11 protein-coding genes and 1 tRNA gene are annotated in these 19,447 nt (G+C 67.4%); 9 read left to right on the top strand and 3 right to left on the bottom strand.

Annotated features, from left to right (window positions below):
- Positions 1 to 102: 102 nt before the first annotated feature.
- Complete coding sequence (locus ACFWZ1_RS08360; RefSeq protein ID WP_439666055.1) at positions 103 to 2,043, bottom strand: SUMF1/EgtB/PvdO family nonheme iron enzyme; 1,941 nt, start codon at positions 2,041 to 2,043, stop codon at positions 103 to 105.
- A 115-nt stretch (positions 2,044 to 2,158) separates the two neighbouring features.
- On the opposite strand from ACFWZ1_RS08360, the gene ACFWZ1_RS08355 reads away from it, so the two are divergent.
- The gene (locus ACFWZ1_RS08355; protein ID WP_439666054.1) at positions 2,159 to 3,274 is read left to right on the top strand and encodes a ribonuclease D; all 1,116 of its coding nucleotides are present in this window, start codon (positions 2,159 to 2,161) and stop codon (positions 3,272 to 3,274) included.
- A gap of 57 nt (positions 3,275 to 3,331) precedes the next feature.
- Positions 3,332 to 3,407 (top strand) — tRNA-Ala (locus tag ACFWZ1_RS08350).
- A gap of 64 nt (positions 3,408 to 3,471) precedes the next feature.
- Here ACFWZ1_RS08350 and ACFWZ1_RS08345 read toward each other — a convergent pair.
- Together ACFWZ1_RS08345 and ACFWZ1_RS08340 are read right to left on the bottom strand one after the other, a co-directional pair.
- Positions 3,472 to 3,645 carry a hypothetical protein gene (locus ACFWZ1_RS08345; RefSeq protein WP_231325488.1) on the bottom strand — a complete coding sequence of 58 codons (174 nt, stop codon included), beginning with the start codon at positions 3,643 to 3,645 and terminating at the stop codon, positions 3,472 to 3,474.
- Between the two features lie 81 nt (positions 3,646 to 3,726).
- Complete coding sequence (locus ACFWZ1_RS08340; protein WP_439666053.1) at positions 3,727 to 5,343, bottom strand: alpha-glucosidase family protein; 1,617 nt, start codon at positions 5,341 to 5,343, stop codon at positions 3,727 to 3,729.
- Positions 5,344 to 5,741: 398 nt separating this feature from the next.
- Here ACFWZ1_RS08340 and ACFWZ1_RS08335 point away from each other — a divergent pair, with 398 nt between their 5' ends.
- From ACFWZ1_RS08335 to ACFWZ1_RS08305, 7 genes are all read left to right on the top strand, one after another.
- Positions 5,742 to 8,570, top strand: coding sequence for a TonB-dependent receptor (locus ACFWZ1_RS08335; RefSeq protein WP_439666052.1), 2,829 nt, complete (start codon positions 5,742 to 5,744; stop codon positions 8,568 to 8,570).
- A gap of 101 nt (positions 8,571 to 8,671) precedes the next feature.
- Positions 8,672 to 10,225, top strand: a complete 1,554-nt coding sequence (locus ACFWZ1_RS08330) for an alpha-amylase family glycosyl hydrolase (protein ID WP_439666051.1) — start codon at positions 8,672 to 8,674, stop codon at positions 10,223 to 10,225.
- Positions 10,226 to 10,512: 287 nt separating this feature from the next.
- On the top strand, positions 10,513 to 12,849 hold the full coding sequence (locus ACFWZ1_RS08325) for a glycoside hydrolase family 31 protein (protein ID WP_439666050.1): 2,337 nt from the start codon (positions 10,513 to 10,515) through the stop codon (positions 12,847 to 12,849).
- A 107-nt stretch (positions 12,850 to 12,956) separates the two neighbouring features.
- Complete coding sequence (locus ACFWZ1_RS08320; RefSeq protein ID WP_439666049.1) at positions 12,957 to 15,128, top strand: Six-hairpin glycosidase-like protein; 2,172 nt, start codon at positions 12,957 to 12,959, stop codon at positions 15,126 to 15,128.
- A gap of 101 nt (positions 15,129 to 15,229) precedes the next feature.
- Entirely contained in the window at positions 15,230 to 16,720 is a 1,491-nt protein-coding gene (locus tag ACFWZ1_RS08315; protein ID WP_439666048.1) for an MFS transporter, read from the top strand.
- Positions 16,721 to 16,816: 96 nt separating this feature from the next.
- Positions 16,817 to 18,487 carry an alpha-amylase family glycosyl hydrolase gene (locus tag ACFWZ1_RS08310; RefSeq protein ID WP_439666047.1) on the top strand — a complete coding sequence of 557 codons (1,671 nt, stop codon included), beginning with the start codon at positions 16,817 to 16,819 and terminating at the stop codon, positions 18,485 to 18,487.
- Positions 18,480 to 19,415 carry an alpha/beta hydrolase gene (locus ACFWZ1_RS08305; RefSeq protein WP_439666046.1) on the top strand — a complete coding sequence of 312 codons (936 nt, stop codon included), beginning with the start codon at positions 18,480 to 18,482 and terminating at the stop codon, positions 19,413 to 19,415. The genes ACFWZ1_RS08310 and ACFWZ1_RS08305 overlap by 8 nt, the downstream gene beginning before the upstream one ends.
- Positions 19,416 to 19,447 lie beyond the last annotated feature (32 nt).

Raw genomic sequence — 19,447 nt, 5'->3', positions numbered from 1 at the left:
GATATGCAGTCTTGCAGATGTCGCATGGCTTGGGTAGGTCGTTTCGCGCGCCCCTTGCGGGCCCGCGCTCCGGCCGTTGGGGCATCCTCTTCAGGCGCGTGTCTACAGTTCGCGAACGACGCGGAAGCCCACGCGTCCGCTGCGCACGCTGCCGTCCGCGCCCTGCCGGTAGGCCGAGCGCACCTGGTCGGGCGAACTGCCCCACGAACCGCCGCGCACGACGTGCACGCTGCAGCCAGGATTGAGCCAGGCGCTGCCGTCGACGGGTGCGCGCACGTAATTGTCGTGCCAGCAGTCGGCGACCCATTCGGAAACGTTGCCATCGATGTCGTACAGGCCGAACGGGTTCGCCACGAAGCTCGCCCCCGGCGCCGGGCCCCAGTAACCATCGCGGTAGCTGGGAAAGGCGTTGCTCCAGCGCCGACCGCTGGGTGACCGGTCGCCGCTGCCGGTGAGGTTCTCCACCCTGCGCGTGGGCGCCTGTCCGCCCCACCAGAAGCGGGTCTGGGTACCGCCACGCAGCGCGTACTCGAACTCGGCCTCGCTCGGCAGGCGGTAGCGCTTGCCAGTGCGTTCACCGAGCCAGGCAGCGTAGGCCCTGGCATCGCGCCAGGACACGTTGACTACCGGCAGATCGTCCGAGGCCGGGCGGCCGGCGTAATCATCCTGCCAGGTGGCATGCGAGTCGTCGCGCAGGACGCCGCTGCGCTCGTCGTACACGCTGGCGCCCCCCAGCCTGACCGAGTCGGGCTGGTAGCCGCTGGCCCGCACGAACTCGCGGAACTGGCCGACCGTGACCTCGGCACGCGCCATCGCAAAACCCTTGTCCAGCGCGACCTGATGCATGGGCGTTTCCGCGTCCGAATGGTCCTCTTCCCCGTCCGGCGCGCCCATGCGGAAGCTGCCAGTGGGAACCACCACCATCGCCGGCGTATGACCCGGCAGGTCCACGAACCGATCGCTGAACACCTGCCCCGGCTTGTAGCTGGCGTACAGCCGGGCGTTGGTGAGCTGTTGCTGGAACGCGTCAATGCCCTTCAGGTCCGGCTGCAGGGCCTGTGCCTGGCCAGCAAGCCGCTGTGCCAGGTCAAGATTGCCGGCGTCCAGCGCCGAACGCGCCTGCGCCAACAGCCCGCTGGCGCGCTGGCGACGGATGCCCTCGACGCGGTTGCGCACGTCCCTCAGTTGCTGCGCTCCGGGGCGGATGGTTTCCGCTTCCGCCAGCGCCCGGTCGGCAGCAGCGAAATCGTTTTGCGCCACAGCCGCGAGGGCACGGTCAAGCACGGCCCGCTGCACCTGGAAGATGCCTTGCTCCGCCATCGCGTTCTGCGGATCGAGCGCCTGCACCTGGCGGTAAACGTCCAGTGCGCTGTCACCCTGTGGCTGGTCAACCTTGCCCTGCTGAAGCAGCGAGGCTGCCTGGGCGAGCATGGGTCGAACCTTGGCCAGCGTCTTCAGTCCCTGCTCCAACTGGGCCACGTCGCCAGCCGTGTTGGGCAGACCGCGCAGGCCCTCCAGCAGGTCCTGGGCCGAGTCGGCATCGCCGACCGCGATGTCCTGGCCGATCTGTGCAACCACCTGCGCCCGCACCTGGTTGACGCCCTGTGCGGCGGCCCGGCTGTCGGGCTTGTCCTTCAACGCCTGCGCGTAGAACGCGGCGGCGCTGTCCTCTCCGCCGACCAGCCGCCCGCCCTGCATGGCCTTGTCGGCGCGCGCAAGCAATGCCTGCACCTCCGGCGTGTCGGCGCTGAGCTGTTCGGGAAGATGCTGGTTGCCCTTGTTCATCCTCGACGCGATCACCGCGGCCGGGGCCAGCGTAAGTGGTGGGCCAGCATCGGCTTCTGCGTCCAGCGGCGTGCGCGACGCACGCTGCCCGGCAGGCGGGGCAACGCCCATCGAGGCCGGCCGGCGGGTCGTCATCGTGGCGGGGTCCACGTGGAAGACCCGCGGAAAGAAGTGGTAGACCAGCGCCGCGCCGAGCACGAGCACGCCCAGTGCGCCACCGAGAGTGCGCTGGAGGCGGACGGTTTCGTTGCTCGGCATGAAGGTCCCAAGGCTGTTATCGTGCGCCGCTCACCTTATGGCAGGGCCGATGACAGGGCAATGCGCGTCGCGCGCCCGGGACGCCCGCCGAACCCGACACCGAGGAATCTTCCGCATGTCCGTGCCCATCGCGGCCGCCGCCACATGGATCGATAGCCGCGACACGCTGGACGCGTGGCTGGCCGAACTGCCGGCCGACGCGGCATTGGGTGTCGACACCGAGTTCATGCGCCGCAACACGTTCCACCCCCAGCTTGCATTACTGCAGTTGGGTTGGAACGGCCGCTACGCGCTGGTCGACCCGCGGGCCTTCGATATCGGCGATGCGCTGCAGCCGCGCCTGGCCACGGGGCCGACGGTAACGGTCATGCACAGCGCCGGCGAGGACCTGGAAGCCCTCGCCCCGCTGCTGCCCGAAGGCCCCGGCACGCTGTTTGACACCCAGATCGCGGCCGCCTTCGTCGGCATGGGGCTGGGGATGAGTTACCGCGCATTGGTTGCGGAACTGGTCGGCGTGGAGCTGGACAAGGGCGAAACCCGCTCGGACTGGCTGCAACGCCCGCTCACCGAGTCGCAACGGTTGTATGCCACCCTGGATGTGGTCTACCTGGAACCGGTCCATGCACACCTCGCGGCACGGCTCGTCGAGCGTGGCCGCGCACAATGGCACGCGGAAGATTGCGAGCGACTGAAGCGCCGCGCCAACGCACACGAGGGCGACCCTCAGCCGCAGCGCAGCTTCCGCGCCGCCGCGGAATGGTCGCGCGAACAGCAGGCACTGTTGCGTCGCATCCTGCTATGGCGCGACCGCAGCGCACGCACGCTCGACCGTCCACGCTCGTGGCTGCTGGAGGATGCGCTGGCACTCGGTTTCGCTCAGCACCCGCCGTCCAGCCTTGCCGAACTGGACCAGCGCGCCCGCGGCCAGCGGGCGCTGCGTTCGCCCCAACGAGCCGAACTGTTCGAACTGATCAAACCCGCCCTTGATGCGCAGGAACTGGCGACGACCGCCGCGATTCCCATGCCCGTGATGGGCGCGGCCAAGAAGTCGCTCGCCGCGATGAAGGACACCATCGATCGCGTGGCCGGCGAACTCGACCTCCCCGCCGGACTGCTGTGCCCGCGCAAGGTGCTCGAGGAATACCTCGCCACGCGCGAATGGCCCGATTTTCTCGAAGGCTGGCGCCGCGAGGTGCTGCACGGGCCGCTGACGGGGTTGTTGCCGGACTGACGCGCCGGAGCCTCTTGGCGAACGCCACGCGACGCTGCTAACATGCGCGGCTCGCGTGGGGTGGTAGCTCAGCTGGGAGAGCGTCGCGTTCGCAATGCGAAGGTCGGGAGTTCGATCCTCCTCCACTCCACCAATCCGTTCCAGACGAAAGCCCCGGCGGCGCAGGCCTCCGGGGCTTTCTTTTTTTGCGGCGGCAGCTACGAACGGTCGAAACCTTCCTCGCGTTTGGCTTCCCGGTCGGCCTCCGCGGCGTCGCGCGTTTCCTTGGCGTCGCGTTTTTCCTGCAGCTTGTGGTCCATCCGGGCGACGTCGGCGTCGTTGCGGTCGCCGGTGCCGTGCCGATGCTGGGCGGTGGGTTTGGGATTGGGCATGCGGTGGCTCCTGTTTGGAGGAAACAATCGCGAATCTACGCACCGGCCGCTCACTGTCGCGTGATCCCCCGCAAGCGCGGCTCAGGCGGCGCGCGCGAACACCACCCCGTGAGCGGGCAACCGCAGCCGCCCGGAGGCGAAGCTGCCTTCCGGAAGCCCGTGACCGTCGATGGCCTGCCAGCTGCCGTCGAGCGCCAGCTCGGCTTCGAGCGCGGTCGCGCCGAGGTTGAAGGCGACAAGCACAGTCTCGCCCTCGTGGCTGCGCGTGAAGGCAAGCACAGGCTCGGGCGCGTCGAGGAAGACGATGTCGCCCCAGCGCAACGCAGGCTGTCCGCGACGCCAGCGGAGGATGCGACGGAAGCCGTGCAACGCCGAGGCGAGGTCGGTTTCCTGTCGCGCCACGGCCAGCGCACGATGTTCGTCCGGCACCGGCAGCCAGGGTTCGCCACCGCTGAAGCCGGCGTGCGTTTCGTCATTCCAGGGCATCGGCGTGCGACACCCGTCGCGGCCCTTGAACTGCGGCCAGAACGCGATGCCGTATGGGTCCTTGAGCGACTCGAACGGAACCTGCGCCTCGGTCAGGCCCAGTTCCTCGCCCTGGTAGACGCACACCGACCCGCGCAACGAGCAGACGATCGCGGTGAACAGGTTGGCCAGCAGCGCGGTCGGCCGTGCCCTGCCCCAGCGGCTGAGCACCCGCTCCACGTCGTGGTTGGAAATGGCCCAGCACGGCCAGCCTTGCCGCATCTGGGCTTCCAGTTGCTGCACCGTGCCGCGGATATGCGCGGCGCTGAAATCGTCGGTAAGCAACTCGAAGCTGTAGCCCATGTGCAGGCGGCCGGCCCCGGTGTATTCGGCCATTGTCGCCAGCGAGTCCTCGGAAGAAATCTCGCCCAGCGCCACCGTGCCGGGGTACTGGTCGAGCAGTGCGCGCAGCTCGGCCAGGAAGGCCAGGTTTTCCGGCTGCGTGTTGTTGTACCAGTGGTACTGGAAGGCGTAGGGGTTGTCCGGGCTGAAGCCGCGGCCGACGCGCTGGTCCTTCGGCTTGGGCGGGTTGTCGCGCAGTTGCGCGTCGTGGAAGCAGAAGTTGATCGCATCCAGGCGCAGGCCATCGACGCCACGCTCCAGCCAGAAACGTACGCAGTCGAGGATCGCCGCGCGCACCGCCGGGTTGTGGAAATTGAGGTCCGGCTGCGAGGCCAGGAAGTTGTGCAGAAAATACTGCCCGCGCCGCGGCTCCCACTGCCAGGCGACGCCGCCGAAGATCGACAGCCAGTTGTTCGGTGGCGAGCCGTCGTCCTTCGCGTCCGCCCAGACGTACCAGTCGGCCTTGGGGTTGTCGCGGCTGGCGCGGCTTTCCTGGAACCAGGCGTGGTCGACCGAGGTGTGGCTGAGCACCTGGTCGATCATTACCCGGATACCCAGGCCGTGCGCCTTGGCCAGCAGCCGGTCGAAATCCTCCAGTTGCCCGAACAGCGGATCGACATCGCAATAGTCGGCGATGTCGTAGCCGTAGTCGGCCATCGGCGACTTGAAGAACGGCGAGATCCAGATCGCGTCGACACCCAGGCTCGCCACGTAGTCGAGCTTTTCGATGATCCCCGGAAGATCGCCTACGCCGTCGCCGTTGGTATCCAGGAAGCTGCGCGGATAGATCTGGTAGGTGACGGCGCCGCGCCACCAGGGTGCATCACTCATTACCGGTCCCTGTTCCTTTCCCGCACCGCGCAAGGGCGCGCGCCGCAGCGTGGCGGGCAGCTTAACGGCTCCCCGCGCGGCCACCGGCGAACGTGCATACGTATTCATGCCTGCCTGCCATCGCATCGCAGCAATGGCTTCCGCCGAGGCTTGCATGAGCCGGCTCGACCATTGCTGTCCAACGAAAGCAGCCGCTTGGCAGAGGCCGCGAGAAACGCCGCGCCGCCAGGGTTTTCGATGCAAAGCACAACAATGAATACGTATGCATACGGCTGTGCGCTCTTCAGGGGGCGACCTACCATGCCCATCGCGCCGGCTTGCCAGGCAAGCACCGGCCCAGGCCACACACGCATCGGTACAGATGCCAACAGAACAAACGAAGTCCGGGGGAGAAAACGGTGATACTCAAACGCAATGTGCTTGCCTTTGCGCTGGCATCGGCGCTGTGCGCGGCCACTGCCGCCCATGCGGCTGGCGTGCAGGACACGGGCGACCAGGCTACGCCATCGACCGATAGCACCAGCACGCAGAAGGCCAGGCAGAAGAAAGCCAAAGTGCAGGCCACCGAACTGACGGGTGTCACCGTCACGGGCTTCCGCAAGAGCGTGGAAACCTCCATCGACGTCAAGCGCGATGCCGATACCATCAAGGAAGTCGTGACTGCCGCGGACATCGGCGGCTTGCCCGACGTTTCGATTTCCGATGCCCTGACCCGCCTGCCCGGCGTGGCCGCCGAACGCATCGACGGCGAATCGAGCGCGATCAACATCCGCGGCCTGTCCGGCGATTTCGTCGAGACCACGCTCGATGGCCGCGAACAGGCCGCCACCAGCGGCAGCCGCGTGACCCAGTTCGACCAGTACCCGTCGGAGCTGATCAGCCAGGCGGCGATCTACAAGTCGCCCAAGGCCTCGCTGATCGAAGGCGGAGTCGCCGGCACGGTGGAGATGCAGACCTCCAACCCGCTGGACAACGCCAAGCAATACTCCGGCGTGCTCAACGTGCGTGGCAGCTACAACGACCGCGCCAACGAGACCGAGGGCGCCAATGCGCGCGGCTATCGCGTGAGCGCTTCGTTCCAGGGCAAGTTCCTGCACGACACGCTGGGCCTGGCCGCCGGCTTCGCCTCGCTCTACCAGCCGCACGTGGCCGACCAGTTCAACGGCCTGGCCTTCAACGGCACCAAGGACGTCAACGGCGACGGCACCAACGAGTACACAAGCGAGGGCTTCGAGCTGCAGCAGAACGGCGGCATGCTCCGCCGCAACGGCTACATGGCCGTGCTCCAGTGGCGCCCGAGCGACAGCTTCGAGCTGAAGGCGGACGGCTTCTATTCGAAGTTCGACACCACCAGCGAAGGCCACGGCTTCCGCGTCAAGACGCTCAACAACGGCATCATCACCAACCCGGTGATCCTGCCCAACGGCGCGGTAACCGGCGGCACCATCACCCAGGATCCGGCCAATCCCTACTTCGTCGTGCAGACCACCAACGACGACAACTCGCTCAAGAACAGCGTGCTGTCCGGCGGCCTGAACGCAAAGTGGATGCTCGGCGGCTGGACGATCAGTTCGGACGTCTCCTACTCGCACGCCAAGAGCGACTTCAACAACGGCGTGTCCTGGGGCCTGCTCTACAACGACATGAGTGCGACCAACCCGGTGGCGGCCAACGATGAAGTGGTCGACTACCAATTGAACGGCATGCAGCCGGGCACGGTCGGCTTCAACCACGACTACACCGACCTGTCCCGCATGGGCCTGGGCAAGGTGGGCGTGTACCCGTACGTCTACGATGACGAGAGCAAGGCGTTCCGCACCGACGTGCGTTACGACTTCGTGGACAACAGCTTCCTGTCCGCGCTGGAAATGGGCGTGCGCTATTCGCGCCGTACCTACAACGCCGACCGCAGCGCGTTCGAGTACGGCAACGACTTTGGCCAGTACCCGGACGGGCAGCCGCCGCTGGCGCTCGATCCGTCCAACGCGCACAAGGTCTGCTTCGAGGGCAATCTCTCCTCGTTCCCGTGCTTCCTGTCGATCGACACGCTGGCGGTGCTTGCCGCCAATGGCATCACGCCGACGCCGACCAAGAACTGGAATGCGAACTGGACGATGATCCAGAGCGCGGAGGTCGACGAGCACGTCTCCTCCGGCTACGTGATGGCCGACATCGACACCAACGTCGCCAACCACAACCTCACCGGCAACGTCGGCGTGCGCGTGGTGCACACCTCGCAGTACTCCAACGGCCTGCAGCAGATCGGCAGCGGCCAGGGCGAGCCGATCACCGACGAACTGGGCGTCACGAGCACCGACTACATCCACGTGCGCCGCGGCAAGTCCTACACCGACTACCTGCCCTCGCTGAATCTCAACTGGCATTTCGACGAGTCCAACCAGTTGCGTTTCGCGGCGGCCAAGGTGATGTCCCGTCCGCCGCTCAACAAGCTGCTGACCGGCTCGGGTTCGTGGATCGACGGCAACACCTACAACATGTGGGGCAACACCAGCCCGTTCCTCGATCCGTTTTACGCCAAGCAGTACGACCTCTCGTTCGAGCACTACTCGCCCGACTCGAGCGGCGCGTTCGCCGCGGCGCTGTTCTTCAAGCACATCGACTCGTTCATCGAGGACTACACGATCAACCCGTACGACTTCGCGGGCAACGGCATCCAGGTGCCGATCAACCCGGCGACGGGCCTGCCGTACGAGAACGGCCAGTACCAGACGGCCGTGAACAACGACAAGGGCGGCTTCGTGCGTGGCGTGGAGCTTTCCTACTCGCGCGTGTTCAACTTCCTGCCAGGCGCCTGGTCGGGCCTGGGCTTCACGGGCAGCTATTCGTACTCGCAGAGCCAGGTCACCTCGACCTCGACCCTCGGCGGCGCACCGCAGAAGATGGGCCTGCCCGGCCTGTCGCCGCGCGTGATCAACGGCACGCTGTTCTATGGCTACCAGGGCTTCGACACCCGCCTGTCGGTCCGCCATCGCAGCGCGTTCGTGTCCAACCAGATGGCCGTCGACACGCAGATCGTCTACTACGCGCCGGAGACGGTGGTCGACTACCAGGCCTCCTATGCGTTCAAGAACGGCCTGAGCGTACTGTTCCAGGTGAACAACCTGACCGACGAACCGACCCGCACCTACTTCGGCAACGAGGCGCAGACGGGCACGCTGCAGTGGTTCGGCCGGCAGTATCTGGTCGGCTTCACCTACGCGCTGTAAGCCTCGCGCCGGGCATGCACCTCCCCGCCCGCCCGGCGCGTCATTCTCCCCGGACCCGCGCGACCTGGCGGGTCCTTTTTTTTTGCCTACGGGAAGCCTGCATGAAGCCGAATCGACTCCCGATCCGCCTCGCGACCGCCTGCCTGGCCCTCCTCTGCGGCATCGGCGACCTCCAGGCCGCCGCGCCCCCGGAGAAGGTGGCGCAGCCGGCCGCGCGCAGCGGCGTGTGGTACGAGATTTTCGTGCGCGCCTGGTACGACACCGACGGCGACGGCGTGGGTGACCTCAACGGCGTCACCGCCAAGCTCGACTACCTCAAGTCGCTGGGCGTCGACGGTATCTGGCTGATGCCGATCAACCCGTCGCCCAGTTACCACGGCTACGACGTGACCGATTACCGCGCGATCAATCCCCAATACGGGACGCTGGACGATTTCCATCGGCTGGTCGATGCGGCCCACGCGCGCGGGATCCGCGTCATCATGGACCTGGTGGTCAACCACACCAGCGACCGGCATCCATGGTTCCTCGCGGCCCGCGATCCGGCCAATCCGCACCACGCCTGGTATACCTGGGCCGGGCCGCGCACCACGCTGCAGGCGACCAGCGCCACCGGCGGCCCGGCCTGGCATGCGCTGGGCAAGCAGCGTTACCTGGGCACCTTCACCGGCGCCATGCCGGACCTCGACTTCGACACGCCCGCCGTGCGCGAGGCAATCGACGACGTGGGCCGTTACTGGCTGGCGCAGGGCGTCGACGGTTTTCGCCTCGATGCGGCACAGCACGTCTATTACGACTTCGCGACGCAAGCGGACGACCCGGCCGTGCTGCGCAAGAACCTTCAATGGTGGTCGTCTTTCCACCGGGCGATGAAGGAAGCCGATCCGGACGTCTACCTGATTGGCGAGGTCACGCGGGAGCAGCCGGGCGAGCTCGGCCCCTGGTTCGGCCCGCTGGATGCGGTGTTCGATTTCCCGCTTGCCAGCCGCCTCGTCGCCAGCGCGCGGGACGAGCGCTCCGGAGCGTTGGCCGCCCTGCTCCAGCGCGTGGCGGCCGCCATCCCGGCCGGGAAGGATGCCCCGTTCCTGTCGAACCATGACCAGGAGCGGGTGATGAGCCAGCTCGCCGGCAACGCACAGCACATGCGCATGGCCGCCGCGATGCTGCTCACCCTGCCCGGCGAACCCTTCGTCTACTACGGCGAGGAGCTTGGCATGCGCGGCACCAAGCCCGACCCCGACCTGCGCGAACCGATGCGCTGGCATCGTGACCCGCGCGCTGCCGGCGAGAGCCGCTGGAAGCGCTTCAGTGCCGGCGATGGCCCCGGCGTATCGGTCGAGGCCCAGCAGGACGATGCGCATTCCCTACTCGCCCGCTACCGCATGCTGATCGGCTGGCGCCAGGAGGTGCCTGCGCTCCGCGAGGGCGTCCTGAGCGTCCCGGCCGTGTCCAATCCCCACCTCGCGACCTGGGAACTCGCTCACGCCGGCACTGACGTGCTGGTCGTACACAACCTTTCCCGTGAACCGCAGACACTGAAACTGGCCGGCACGCTCGCGCGATTCAGCCGGGTGCGCCTGGCCAGCATGCCGGACGCTCGCATCGACTCCGGACAATTGCGATTGCCGGCCTACGCATCAGTGGTGCTGCAGTGAGGCGCCGTGTCCGCCCGCGCCGGCCGACGTCCACGGAGTGTGAAATCACCCGGCACCGCAGTACGGATGAGTCCGTTTTTACGCCCGCCGCCCGCACGTCCGGATCGTGCACCGCACCATCGGAAAACCGCGCCATGTCACAGATGAATACGTATGCAACCGGGTGTCGCGACGTGCGTAAAGGCCCCTACTATGGGCCCGGCCCCGGTCGCCTGCACGCGCTTTTCACAAAGCTCAAGCGCGCGTCGATGGGGCCGATCACGTTGTTTGTTGTCGGAGTATTGCTGGTGTCCCCTTCTTCCGCTGCTGCATCGTTTTCCCAGGCCCGGGCGCACGCTGCGCTGGCCAGGCCCGCTTCCATCGCGCCCGCCGCGCCGGGCTTCGATATTCCGCTCGGTGCCGACACAGTTCGCGTCGAACTGACCGCCCCCGGCACGCTGCACGTGCAGATGCGCAAGGCCGGCCACGCGGCGACGCCGACGATCGTCATCGATCCCGCGCTGCACGCTTCGGCCCGGCCCAGCGCGGACATCTCCCAGGATGCCGCTGGCGCGCGGCTGCAGTCGGCCCAACTGGAAGCAGTGTGGGACAAGGAACACGGCGAGCTGCGCATCGGCGTGCCGGGCCAGGCGCCCCTGCTGCGCCAGTTCGCCCTGCCCTCGCTGGGCCACGGACGCCTGAGCCTGATCCACGCCAAGGGCGAGCCGATGTACGGCATCGGCGGCTTCGATGCCACCGAGGCTGCCACCGCAGGCCTGCTGCGTGATGGCTACCGCCCGGTCACCGCCGGCGAGCAGGGCCATGCCGGCGCGCCGTTCGTGTGGACCACCGCCGGCTATGGCGTGCTGATCGACGGCGTCGGCGGGCAGATCGCGCTGGGCGACACCCGCATCGACGCGCGCATGTTCGATGGCGGGCTGGACTACTACGTTTTCGTCGGCGGGCCGCACGCGATCTTCGGCGCACTGGCGCAGGTCAGCGGCCGCAGCCCGTTGTTCCCGAAATGGGCGATGGGCTTCACCAACAGCCAGTGGGGCATCGACCAGAAGGAACTGCTCGACATCGTCGAGGGCTACCGCGAACGCCACATCCCGCTGGACAACTTCACCCTCGACTTCGACTGGAAGGCCTGGGGCGAGGACAACTACGGCGAGTTCCGCTGGAACGAGCACAAGTTCCCCGACGGCGACAGCGGCAAGCTCAAGACGCTGCTCGACGCCCAGGGCGTTCACCTGACCGGCATCATGAAGCCGCGCATTCATGTGGACACCGTAGAGGGCCGCGAAGCCAGCGAGCACGGCTACTGGCTGGCACAGAGCGACCCGGCGCCGGACTACTTCTCGCACCAGACCGTGCGCGAGATCGATTTCGCCGACCCTGCCGCGCGTGCCTGGTTCTTCAACAAGGCGCTCAAGCATTCGTTCGAGACCGGCATGGTCGGCTGGTGGAACGACGAGGCCGATGACGTCGCCGTCGACCTGCAGCACATGGACATGCAACGCGCGCTCTACGACGGACAGCGCGCGATCTCCGACCTGCGCGTCTGGTCGCTCAACCGCAATTTCTACCTGGGCGCCCAGCGCTACGCCTACGGCCTCTGGTCGGGTGACATCCTCACCGGGTTCGAAAGCATGGCCGGGCAGCGCCAGCGCATGCTGAGCGCCATCAACGTCGGTGCGATGCAGTGGGGCATGGACGGCGGCGGCTTCAAGAAGGGTCCGCCGTCGCCGGAAAACTACGCACGATGGATCCAGTTCGGCGCGTTCACGCCCGTCTTCCGCGTGCATGGCGATTTCAACCAGAAACGCCAGCCATGGGTGTACGGCCCGGTCGCGGAGAAAGCCGCAACCGACGCGATCCGCCTGCGCCAGTCGCTGATTCCCTACATCTACAGCTACGAGCACCAGCGCCGCGCCACCGGCGTCGGCCTGGTCCGCCCGCTGATGTTCGACTGGCCGACCGACGCCAACCTGCGCAACGACGTCGACGCCTGGCTGTTCGGCGACAGCCTGCTGGTATCGCCCGTTGTCGATCAGGGCCAGACGACCAAGCCGGTCTACCTGCCCGCCGGCGAATGGATCGACTGGTTCAGCGGAAGGCACTACGCCGGCGGCCAGACCATCGAGCACCGGGCCGATGCCACGCACTGGAGCGACATCCCGCTCTACATCCGCGAAGGCGCCATCATCCCGGTCGCCCCGGTGATGGATTACGTGGGTCAGCAGCCGCTCACCGAGCTGACGGTGGAATTGTTTCCCGCCGACCATGCGACCGGCTTCGACTACTACGACGACGACGGCAAGACCTACGGCTACGAGCAGGGCGAATATTTCCTGCAGTCGATGCAGCTGGAGGCGCACGGGGACAGCGTGGCCTTCGCCATCGCATCGCCCCAGGGCAGCTACCAGCCTGTCCTGAAGTCCTGGCTGCTGAAGTTCCACGGCAAACCGGCGCATGCCGTGCGCAGCAACGGTCGCGCGCTGGAGGCATTCGCCAGCGCCGACGCCCTGCGCGCCTCCGCAGACGACGGCTGGGCCGTGGGCGAAGACCGCTTCGGCCCGGTGACCTGGGTACGCGTGGCTGCCGGCAAGGGCCAGACCGTCACGCTTGACGTGGTGAAGTAAGCGACGTATCGCTGGACGGGCCGTGTTCGCACGGCCCTTTCACCGGGCGCTCTCTCCAACGGAGCGGCGCCGAAGCAACCCCACGCCTGCCGGGAGCCTCGAACACCATGCTGAGCCTTTTGCTGATGGCCTCGATGGCAGCCGCCCCGAACGTCCCCGAATCCGCATGGCGCGACGGTTTCGACTGGCACGGCGTGCACGTGTCGATGCAGAAAAGCGACAAGGGTAGCTACGTGCTCGGATGGCCGACCGGCCAGCGCGTGATTCCCGCGCCCCCGCTCGAGGCCGCCACCGGCAGCAGCCTGTTCGACGGCCTCTACGCGATGGCCCAGGACGACCTCAAGCGGGACTCGGTGGAGGCCATCCGCGACGGTGCCTTCGACCACGGCCAGCCGATCCCCTGCGTGTGCTTCGAGACGGGCGAGAAATGGCCCTACGTGTGGACGCGCGATCTCTCGTACGCGATCGACCTGGGGTTGTGGCGCTTCGATCCCGCACGCTCGCGCAACGGACTGGAGTTCAAGCTGTCCGAGGTGCGCGCGCCGTCGGCGCCGCAAGGGCTGTACGTGATGCAGGACACCGGCTCGGGCGGCAGCTGGCCGATCAGCACCGACCGCATCGTGTGGTTCCTTGGCGCGAAACACCTGCTGGATGACGCCGGCTTCGCCACCCGGGTGCGGCAGGCGCTGGGCGACACGCTGGCGCAGGACCGGCAGTACGCCTTCGACCCGGCGCTCGGGCTCTATCGCGGCGAAACGTCCTTTCTGGACTGGCGCGAGCAGACCTATCCCGTCTGGACGGCGGACAACGTGGTGTTCATCGCCCAGTCTTTCGCGCTTTCCACCAATGTCCTGCACTACCAGGCGCTCGAGCTGGCGGCCGACCTGGCCGATCGGCATGGCGACCCGCACGCGGCCGACTACCGCGCCCAGGCTGGGGCGCTGAAGACTGCGATCAACACGCATTTCTGGCGCGCCGACCGCGGCCTCTACATGAGCTACCTCGGTGGCGACGGCCTTCCGGTGGAGGCCTATGACCTGCTCAGCCTGTCGCTGGCGATCACCAGCGGCGTGGCCGATCCGGCGCGCGCACGCCAGGCGCTGGCCAACTACCCGACCTGGCCCTCGGGCAGCCCGGTGATCTGGCCCGAGCGCGCCGACCAGCCGATCTACCACAACCGCGCGATCTGGCCCTTCGTCAGCGCCTATGCGCTGCGTGCGGCGCGGGCGGTCGACGATCCGCTGCGCATTGCACACGAAATCCGCTCGGTCATCCGTGGCGCGGCGCTCGCCGGTTCCAACATGGAAAACTACGAGCTCGCGACCCAGGGCGTCCACGTCGACGATGGCCCGCTGAGCGGCCCGGTCGTCAATTCGCCGCGCCAGTTGTGGTCGGTGGCCGGTTTCCTGGACGTGGCGATCGAGGGGGTGTTCGGACTGACCGACGACGGTCGCGTGGAACCCAAACTGCCCGTGTCGCTCGTTCCCATGCTGTTCGGCGAGGCCGACCACATCGACCTGCAACTGCACGACCGCCGCATCACCCTGCGCCGGCCGGCTGCGCTTGATGGCAACCTGCTGGTGGCCGGCTCGACGCAGCAGGACGGTCGCCACACCATGGTGATGCTCAAGGCGATCAAGGTTCCCGAGCGCCCCCTGCGTACCGACGCACCGCTGTACGCGCCCGCCACGCCGGCGGCGCCCACCGTCGAGGCGGATGGCGACCACTGGCGGGTACGCAGCCCGGGCAAGGGCGTGCTCTACGTCAACGGCCGCCGCCATGGCGAAATCGACGGCAGCACGACGCTTGCGCGCAACACCTCGCTGCAATGCATCCGCGTGACCCGGGTGGACACCCATGGCATTGAATCGCTGCCCAGCCCCGAGGCCTGCCCTGGCGATCGCGCGCACGTCACCGGCGCGTGGCCGCGCCACTGGACGGCGCCGGCGAGCGGCCGGTACCGCGCCCTGCTGGACTACGCCAACCCGCACGGCCCGATCAACACCGGCATCACCGCGGCGGTGAAATGGCTGCTGGTCGATTGCGGCGACGGCGCGCCGCAGCGCCTGCCGCTGGTGATGCCGCACAGCGACGGCCGCCAGCATTCCACCTGGGGCGAGTTCAGCGCGAAGGCCGGCGCAAGCTGCCGTTTCAGCCTCGAGGACGGCTTCAACATGAGCTACCTGCGCCACAACGCGCACTACACCGGCGGTGAAGGCGGTGCGTCAGGTCCGCTCAACGAAGCCGACGTCGGTGATCTGCTGATCGCGCCGCTTTGACCATGAATCCTCATAGGAGCGCACTCCGTGCGCGGTAGCCGTGCTGCCGGTCGCGCACGGGGTGCGCTCCTGCAGAAAACCTTTGCTGACGGAAGCCCCGGATGAGCAACAAACCCACCCTGTCCTTCTGGCAGATCTGGAACATGTGTTTCGGCTTCCTGGGGATCCAGTTCGGCTTCGCCCTGCAGAACGCCAACGCCAGCCGCATCTTCCAGACGCTGGGCGCGGACGTGGCCGACATCCCGATCCTGTGGGTGGCCGCGCCGCTGACCGGCCTGATCGTGCAGCCGATCGTCGGCCACCTGTCCGACCACACCTGGAACCGGCTGGGCCGGCGCCGGCCCTACTTCCTGGTCGGCGCGGTGCTGACCACGCTGGCGCTGTTGTGGATGCCCAACGCGCCTTCCCTCTGGATCGCCGCCGGCCTGCTGTGGATCATGGATGCCTCGATCAATGTGTCGATGGAGCCGTTCCGCGCTTTCGTCGGCGACCAGCTGCCGCCGCGCCAGCGCCCGCTCGGCTATGCCATGCAGAGCTTCTTCATAGGCGTGGGCGCAGTGGTCGCCTCCGCCCTGCCCTGGCTGCTGGCGAAGCTGGGCGTGGCCAACGTCGCCCCCGCCGGCGGCGTCCCCGACACGGTGAAGTACGCCTTCTATGCCGGCGGCGTGGTGCTGCTCGGCGCGGTGCTGTGGACGATCGTCACCAGCCCGGAATACCCGCCGCAGCAGCTCCGTGAGCAGGCCGACGAGGCCCCCACCGAAACGCCGGCCGATACTTCCGGCGCGTGGCGCTTCGGCGCGTTGTTGCTGGCGCTGGGCGTCGCGCTGCTGTTGGCCATTGCGCACTTCGGGTTGGAGAAGGAGCTTTACCTCCTGGGCGCTGGCCTGGCCGTGTTCGGCCTGCTGTTCGTCTGGGTCGCCTTCACCCGCGGCCACGGCATGGCGCAGCAGGTGATGAGCGACCTGTATGCGATGCCCGCGCCGATGCGCCGGCTGGCCTGGGTGCAGTTTTTCTCCTGGTTCGCGCTGTTCGCGATGTGGATCTACACCACCCAGGGCGTCGCGCAGAGTTTCTTCGGCAGCACCGACACGACCAGCGTGGCCTACAACGAAGGCGCCAACTGGGCCGGCGTCCTGTTTGCCGTCTACAACGGCGTGACCGTCCCGGCGGCCCTGCTGATCCCGTGGATGGTGCGCCGCTGGGGCTTGCGCGTCAGCCACCTGGTGAACCTGTGCCTGGGCGGCGCCGGGCTGCTGTCGTTCGTGGTGCTGCATGACGCACGCTGGCTCGTCGGCTCGATGATCGGCGTGGGCTTCGCCTGGGCCTCGATCCTGTCGCTGCCCTATGCGCTGCTGTCGGACAACCTGCCGGCGGCGAAGATGGGCGTGTACATGGGCATCTTCAATTTCTTCATCGTCATCCCGCAGCTGCTGGCCGCCAGCGTGCTCGGGCTGCTGCTGAAGACCTTTTTCCACGGCCAGCCGATCTGGGCGCTGGCGCTGGGCGGCGCCAGCCTGATCGTCGCCGGCCTCTGCACGCTGCGCGTGCGCGAGCCCGAAGCTGCACCGCAACCCGTCGCCTCGCCGCTGTAGGTGCCCACGTTCGGGCGATGCCCTCAAGTGCATCGCCCGCCAGCGGGCGCCCGCAGGATTGAATCCTTTGCACAGGGCTTCAGACACATGAAAGTCATGTACGCATCCATCGGTCCGGTCCTCACGCTGGTCGTCGGCCTGGCCCAGGCCGCCACGCCGCAGCCGGACTTCTATGGCACGGCCGCGCCGTTCGCATCCGACGCGATCTACTTCGTGATGACCGATCGTTTCGTCGACGGCGACCGGACCAACGACTACCGCGACCAGGGCGGCGTCCACCCCACCTTCGACATCCCGGTGTCCGGCGCGCCCAGGGGCCAGAGCGCGAACATCGGCTACCTCGGTGGCGATTTCAGGGGTGTGCTGGACAACGCCGGCTACATCCGCGGCATGGGCTTCGGCGCCGTGTGGATCACTCCAATCGTGGACAACCCCGATCAGGCCTTCACCGGCGGCGACCCGGTCTACTGGGGCTCGAAGTTCTCCGACCGCGGCAAGACCGGCTTCCACGGCTACTGGGGCACCAACTTCTACAAGCTCGACGAACACCTGCCGAGCAAGGACCTGGACTTCGCGCAGTTCACCGCCGGCATGCACAAGGCGGGGCTGAAGGTGGTGCAGGACATCGTGCTCAACCACGGCTCGCCCGCGTTCACCATGCCGGTGCGCCAGCCGCAGTTCGGGCAGATCTTCGACGAACACGGCAAGCTGGTTGCCGACGAGCAGAACCTGCCGCCGTGGCAGCTCGATCCGCGCCACAACCCGCTGCACCGCTTCTACCACGCATACGAAGACCTGGCGCAGCTGTCCAACAACGACGAGTCCGACCCGGCGGTGCTGGATTACTTCACGGGCGCGTATCTGAAGTGGATCGGCCAGGGGGCGGACGCTTTCCGCATCGACACCATCAGCCACATGTCGACCAGCTTCTGGAAACAGTTCTCGGCGCGCATCCGCGCGAAGCATCCTGGCTTCTTCATGTACGGCGAGGCGTTCGACTACAGCCCGGACAACATCGGCAAATACACCTGGCCCGAGAACGGTGGTATCAGCCTGCTCGACTTCCCCCAGCAAGCGGCGATCAAGGCCGTGTTCGAACACCCCGGCAGCGATTACGCGCAGCTGCAGTCGAAGCTTTACCTGACCAACGGGCCGTACGAAAACCCATACGAGCTGGTGACCTTCTACGACAACCACGACATGGCGCGCATGGACGCCAGCGACCGTGGCTTCATCGACGCCAACAACTGGCTGTTCACCACGCGCGGCATCCCGGCCGTGTACTACGGCTCGGAGACCGGCTTCGAGCGCGGCCGCGCCGAGCACCAGGGCAACCGCAACTATTACGGCCAGGGGCGCATCGATGCTGCCGGCAAGAGCCCGATCTATCGACAGCTCAAGCGCATTGCCAACCTGCGCGCGCGCACGCCGGCATTGCAGCGCGGATTGATGCTGGTCGAGCACATGGGCGGCGACCAGGCGGCGTTCTATCGCGTGTACCAGAAGGCAGGCGCGCACCAGATCGCGCTGGTGCTGCTCAACAAGGGCGACAAGGCCGCGCGGTTCCATGTGACGAAATACCTGCAGCCGGGTCGCTGGCAGGCGGCGCTGGGCGGTGCGGCGATCGCCGTGGCGGACGATGCGCTGGATGCGAGCGTCGGGCCGCACGACGTGGCGGTCTATCTGCTCGACGCGCCAGCCACCCGCGCCGACCTCGTCGCCGAACTCACCCGCCTGATGAGCGACAAGGGCCACGCGCATGACTGAGCGTTTCGTAGGGTGGGTTTGGTGGTTGGCCGTGCTGCTGCTTCCCTGCGCCGTGCATGCGCAGGGGCAGAAGCTCGCACTGGATGCCCCGGCCTTCGCGCCCGAGCGCATTCAGGTCACGGTGTATCTCCCGCCGGGCTATGCCCATTCGACCGCACGCTACCCGGTGCTCTACGCCAACGACGGCCAGGACATGCAGGCGGTGGGGCTCGAGGCTACGCTGGCCTCGCTGTATCGCGAGAAGGCCATCGAACCGGTCATCGTCGTCGCCATCGACATGCTGCACGACCGCGCCAGTGGCTACGGGCTTTCCGACCGCCAGCGCGGCCAGAGCGTGGTCGGCGGATCGCGGATCGGTGCAATCGGCCTGAAGGCCGCGGACTACTCGGCCTGGGTCGCCACATCGCTGGTGCCCTACATCGATGCGCACTACCGCACGCGCGCCGCTGTCGGGCAGCGCACGGTGATGGGCTGGTCGCTCGGCGCACTCAACGCGTTCAACCTGGGTTGGGAATATCCGGACGTGTTCGGCAAGGTTGGCGCCATGTCGCCCTCGTTCTGGCTGGCCGGCGATCGCGGCGACGCGGCAGCGGTGCAGCGCAGCCGGCTGCCGCAGGCGATGGTGGATCGGGGACCGAAGCGCGAAGGGTTGAAGTTCTGGTTCGCCGCGGGAACGGCCGAGGAGACCAACGATCGCGACCATGACGGCGTGATCGACGTGATCGACGACCTCAACGACCTGGTGGATGGCTACCAGGGCGACGGCGTGCAGCTCGGTGGCCTGCGCCAGCTCGGCTACTCGACAATGGGTGCCGATGCCGCCGTGACCGTCTTCCTGCTGCGGGGCGGGCACCACCAGCAAGCCTCGTGGGCGAAGATGCTGCCGGTGTTCCTGCGCTGGGCCTTTCCGGTTTCGGCGCGGCCCTGACTTCCCGTGGACCCTGGCCCTCACACCAGCCG

This window comes from Frateuria sp. GZRe14 (assembly GCF_051900395.1).
GTDB lineage: Bacteria > Pseudomonadota > Gammaproteobacteria > Xanthomonadales > Rhodanobacteraceae > Frateuria_A > Frateuria_A edaphi.
The sequence above is the reverse complement of the archived record's forward strand: the minus strand, read 5'-3'. Positions and strand labels throughout refer to the sequence as shown.

Excerpts from the sequence above, each read along its gene's own strand:
- ACFWZ1_RS08360 (WP_439666055.1), bottom strand. The coding sequence starts at position 2,043 with ATGCCGAGCAACGAAACCGTCCGCCTCCAGCGCACTCTCGGTGGCGCA.
- ACFWZ1_RS08355 (WP_439666054.1), top strand. The coding sequence starts at position 2,159 with ATGTCCGTGCCCATCGCGGCCGCCGCCACATGGATCGATAGCCGCGAC.
- ACFWZ1_RS08345 (WP_231325488.1), bottom strand. The coding sequence starts at position 3,645 with ATGCCCAATCCCAAACCCACCGCCCAGCATCGGCACGGCACCGGCGAC.
- ACFWZ1_RS08340 (WP_439666053.1), bottom strand. The coding sequence starts at position 5,343 with ATGAGTGATGCACCCTGGTGGCGCGGCGCCGTCACCTACCAGATCTAT.
- ACFWZ1_RS08330 (WP_439666051.1), top strand. The coding sequence starts at position 8,672 with ATGAAGCCGAATCGACTCCCGATCCGCCTCGCGACCGCCTGCCTGGCC.
- ACFWZ1_RS08320 (WP_439666049.1), top strand. The coding sequence starts at position 12,957 with ATGCTGAGCCTTTTGCTGATGGCCTCGATGGCAGCCGCCCCGAACGTC.
- ACFWZ1_RS08315 (WP_439666048.1), top strand. The coding sequence starts at position 15,230 with ATGAGCAACAAACCCACCCTGTCCTTCTGGCAGATCTGGAACATGTGT.
- ACFWZ1_RS08310 (WP_439666047.1), top strand. The coding sequence starts at position 16,817 with ATGTACGCATCCATCGGTCCGGTCCTCACGCTGGTCGTCGGCCTGGCC.
- ACFWZ1_RS08305 (WP_439666046.1), top strand. The coding sequence starts at position 18,480 with ATGACTGAGCGTTTCGTAGGGTGGGTTTGGTGGTTGGCCGTGCTGCTG.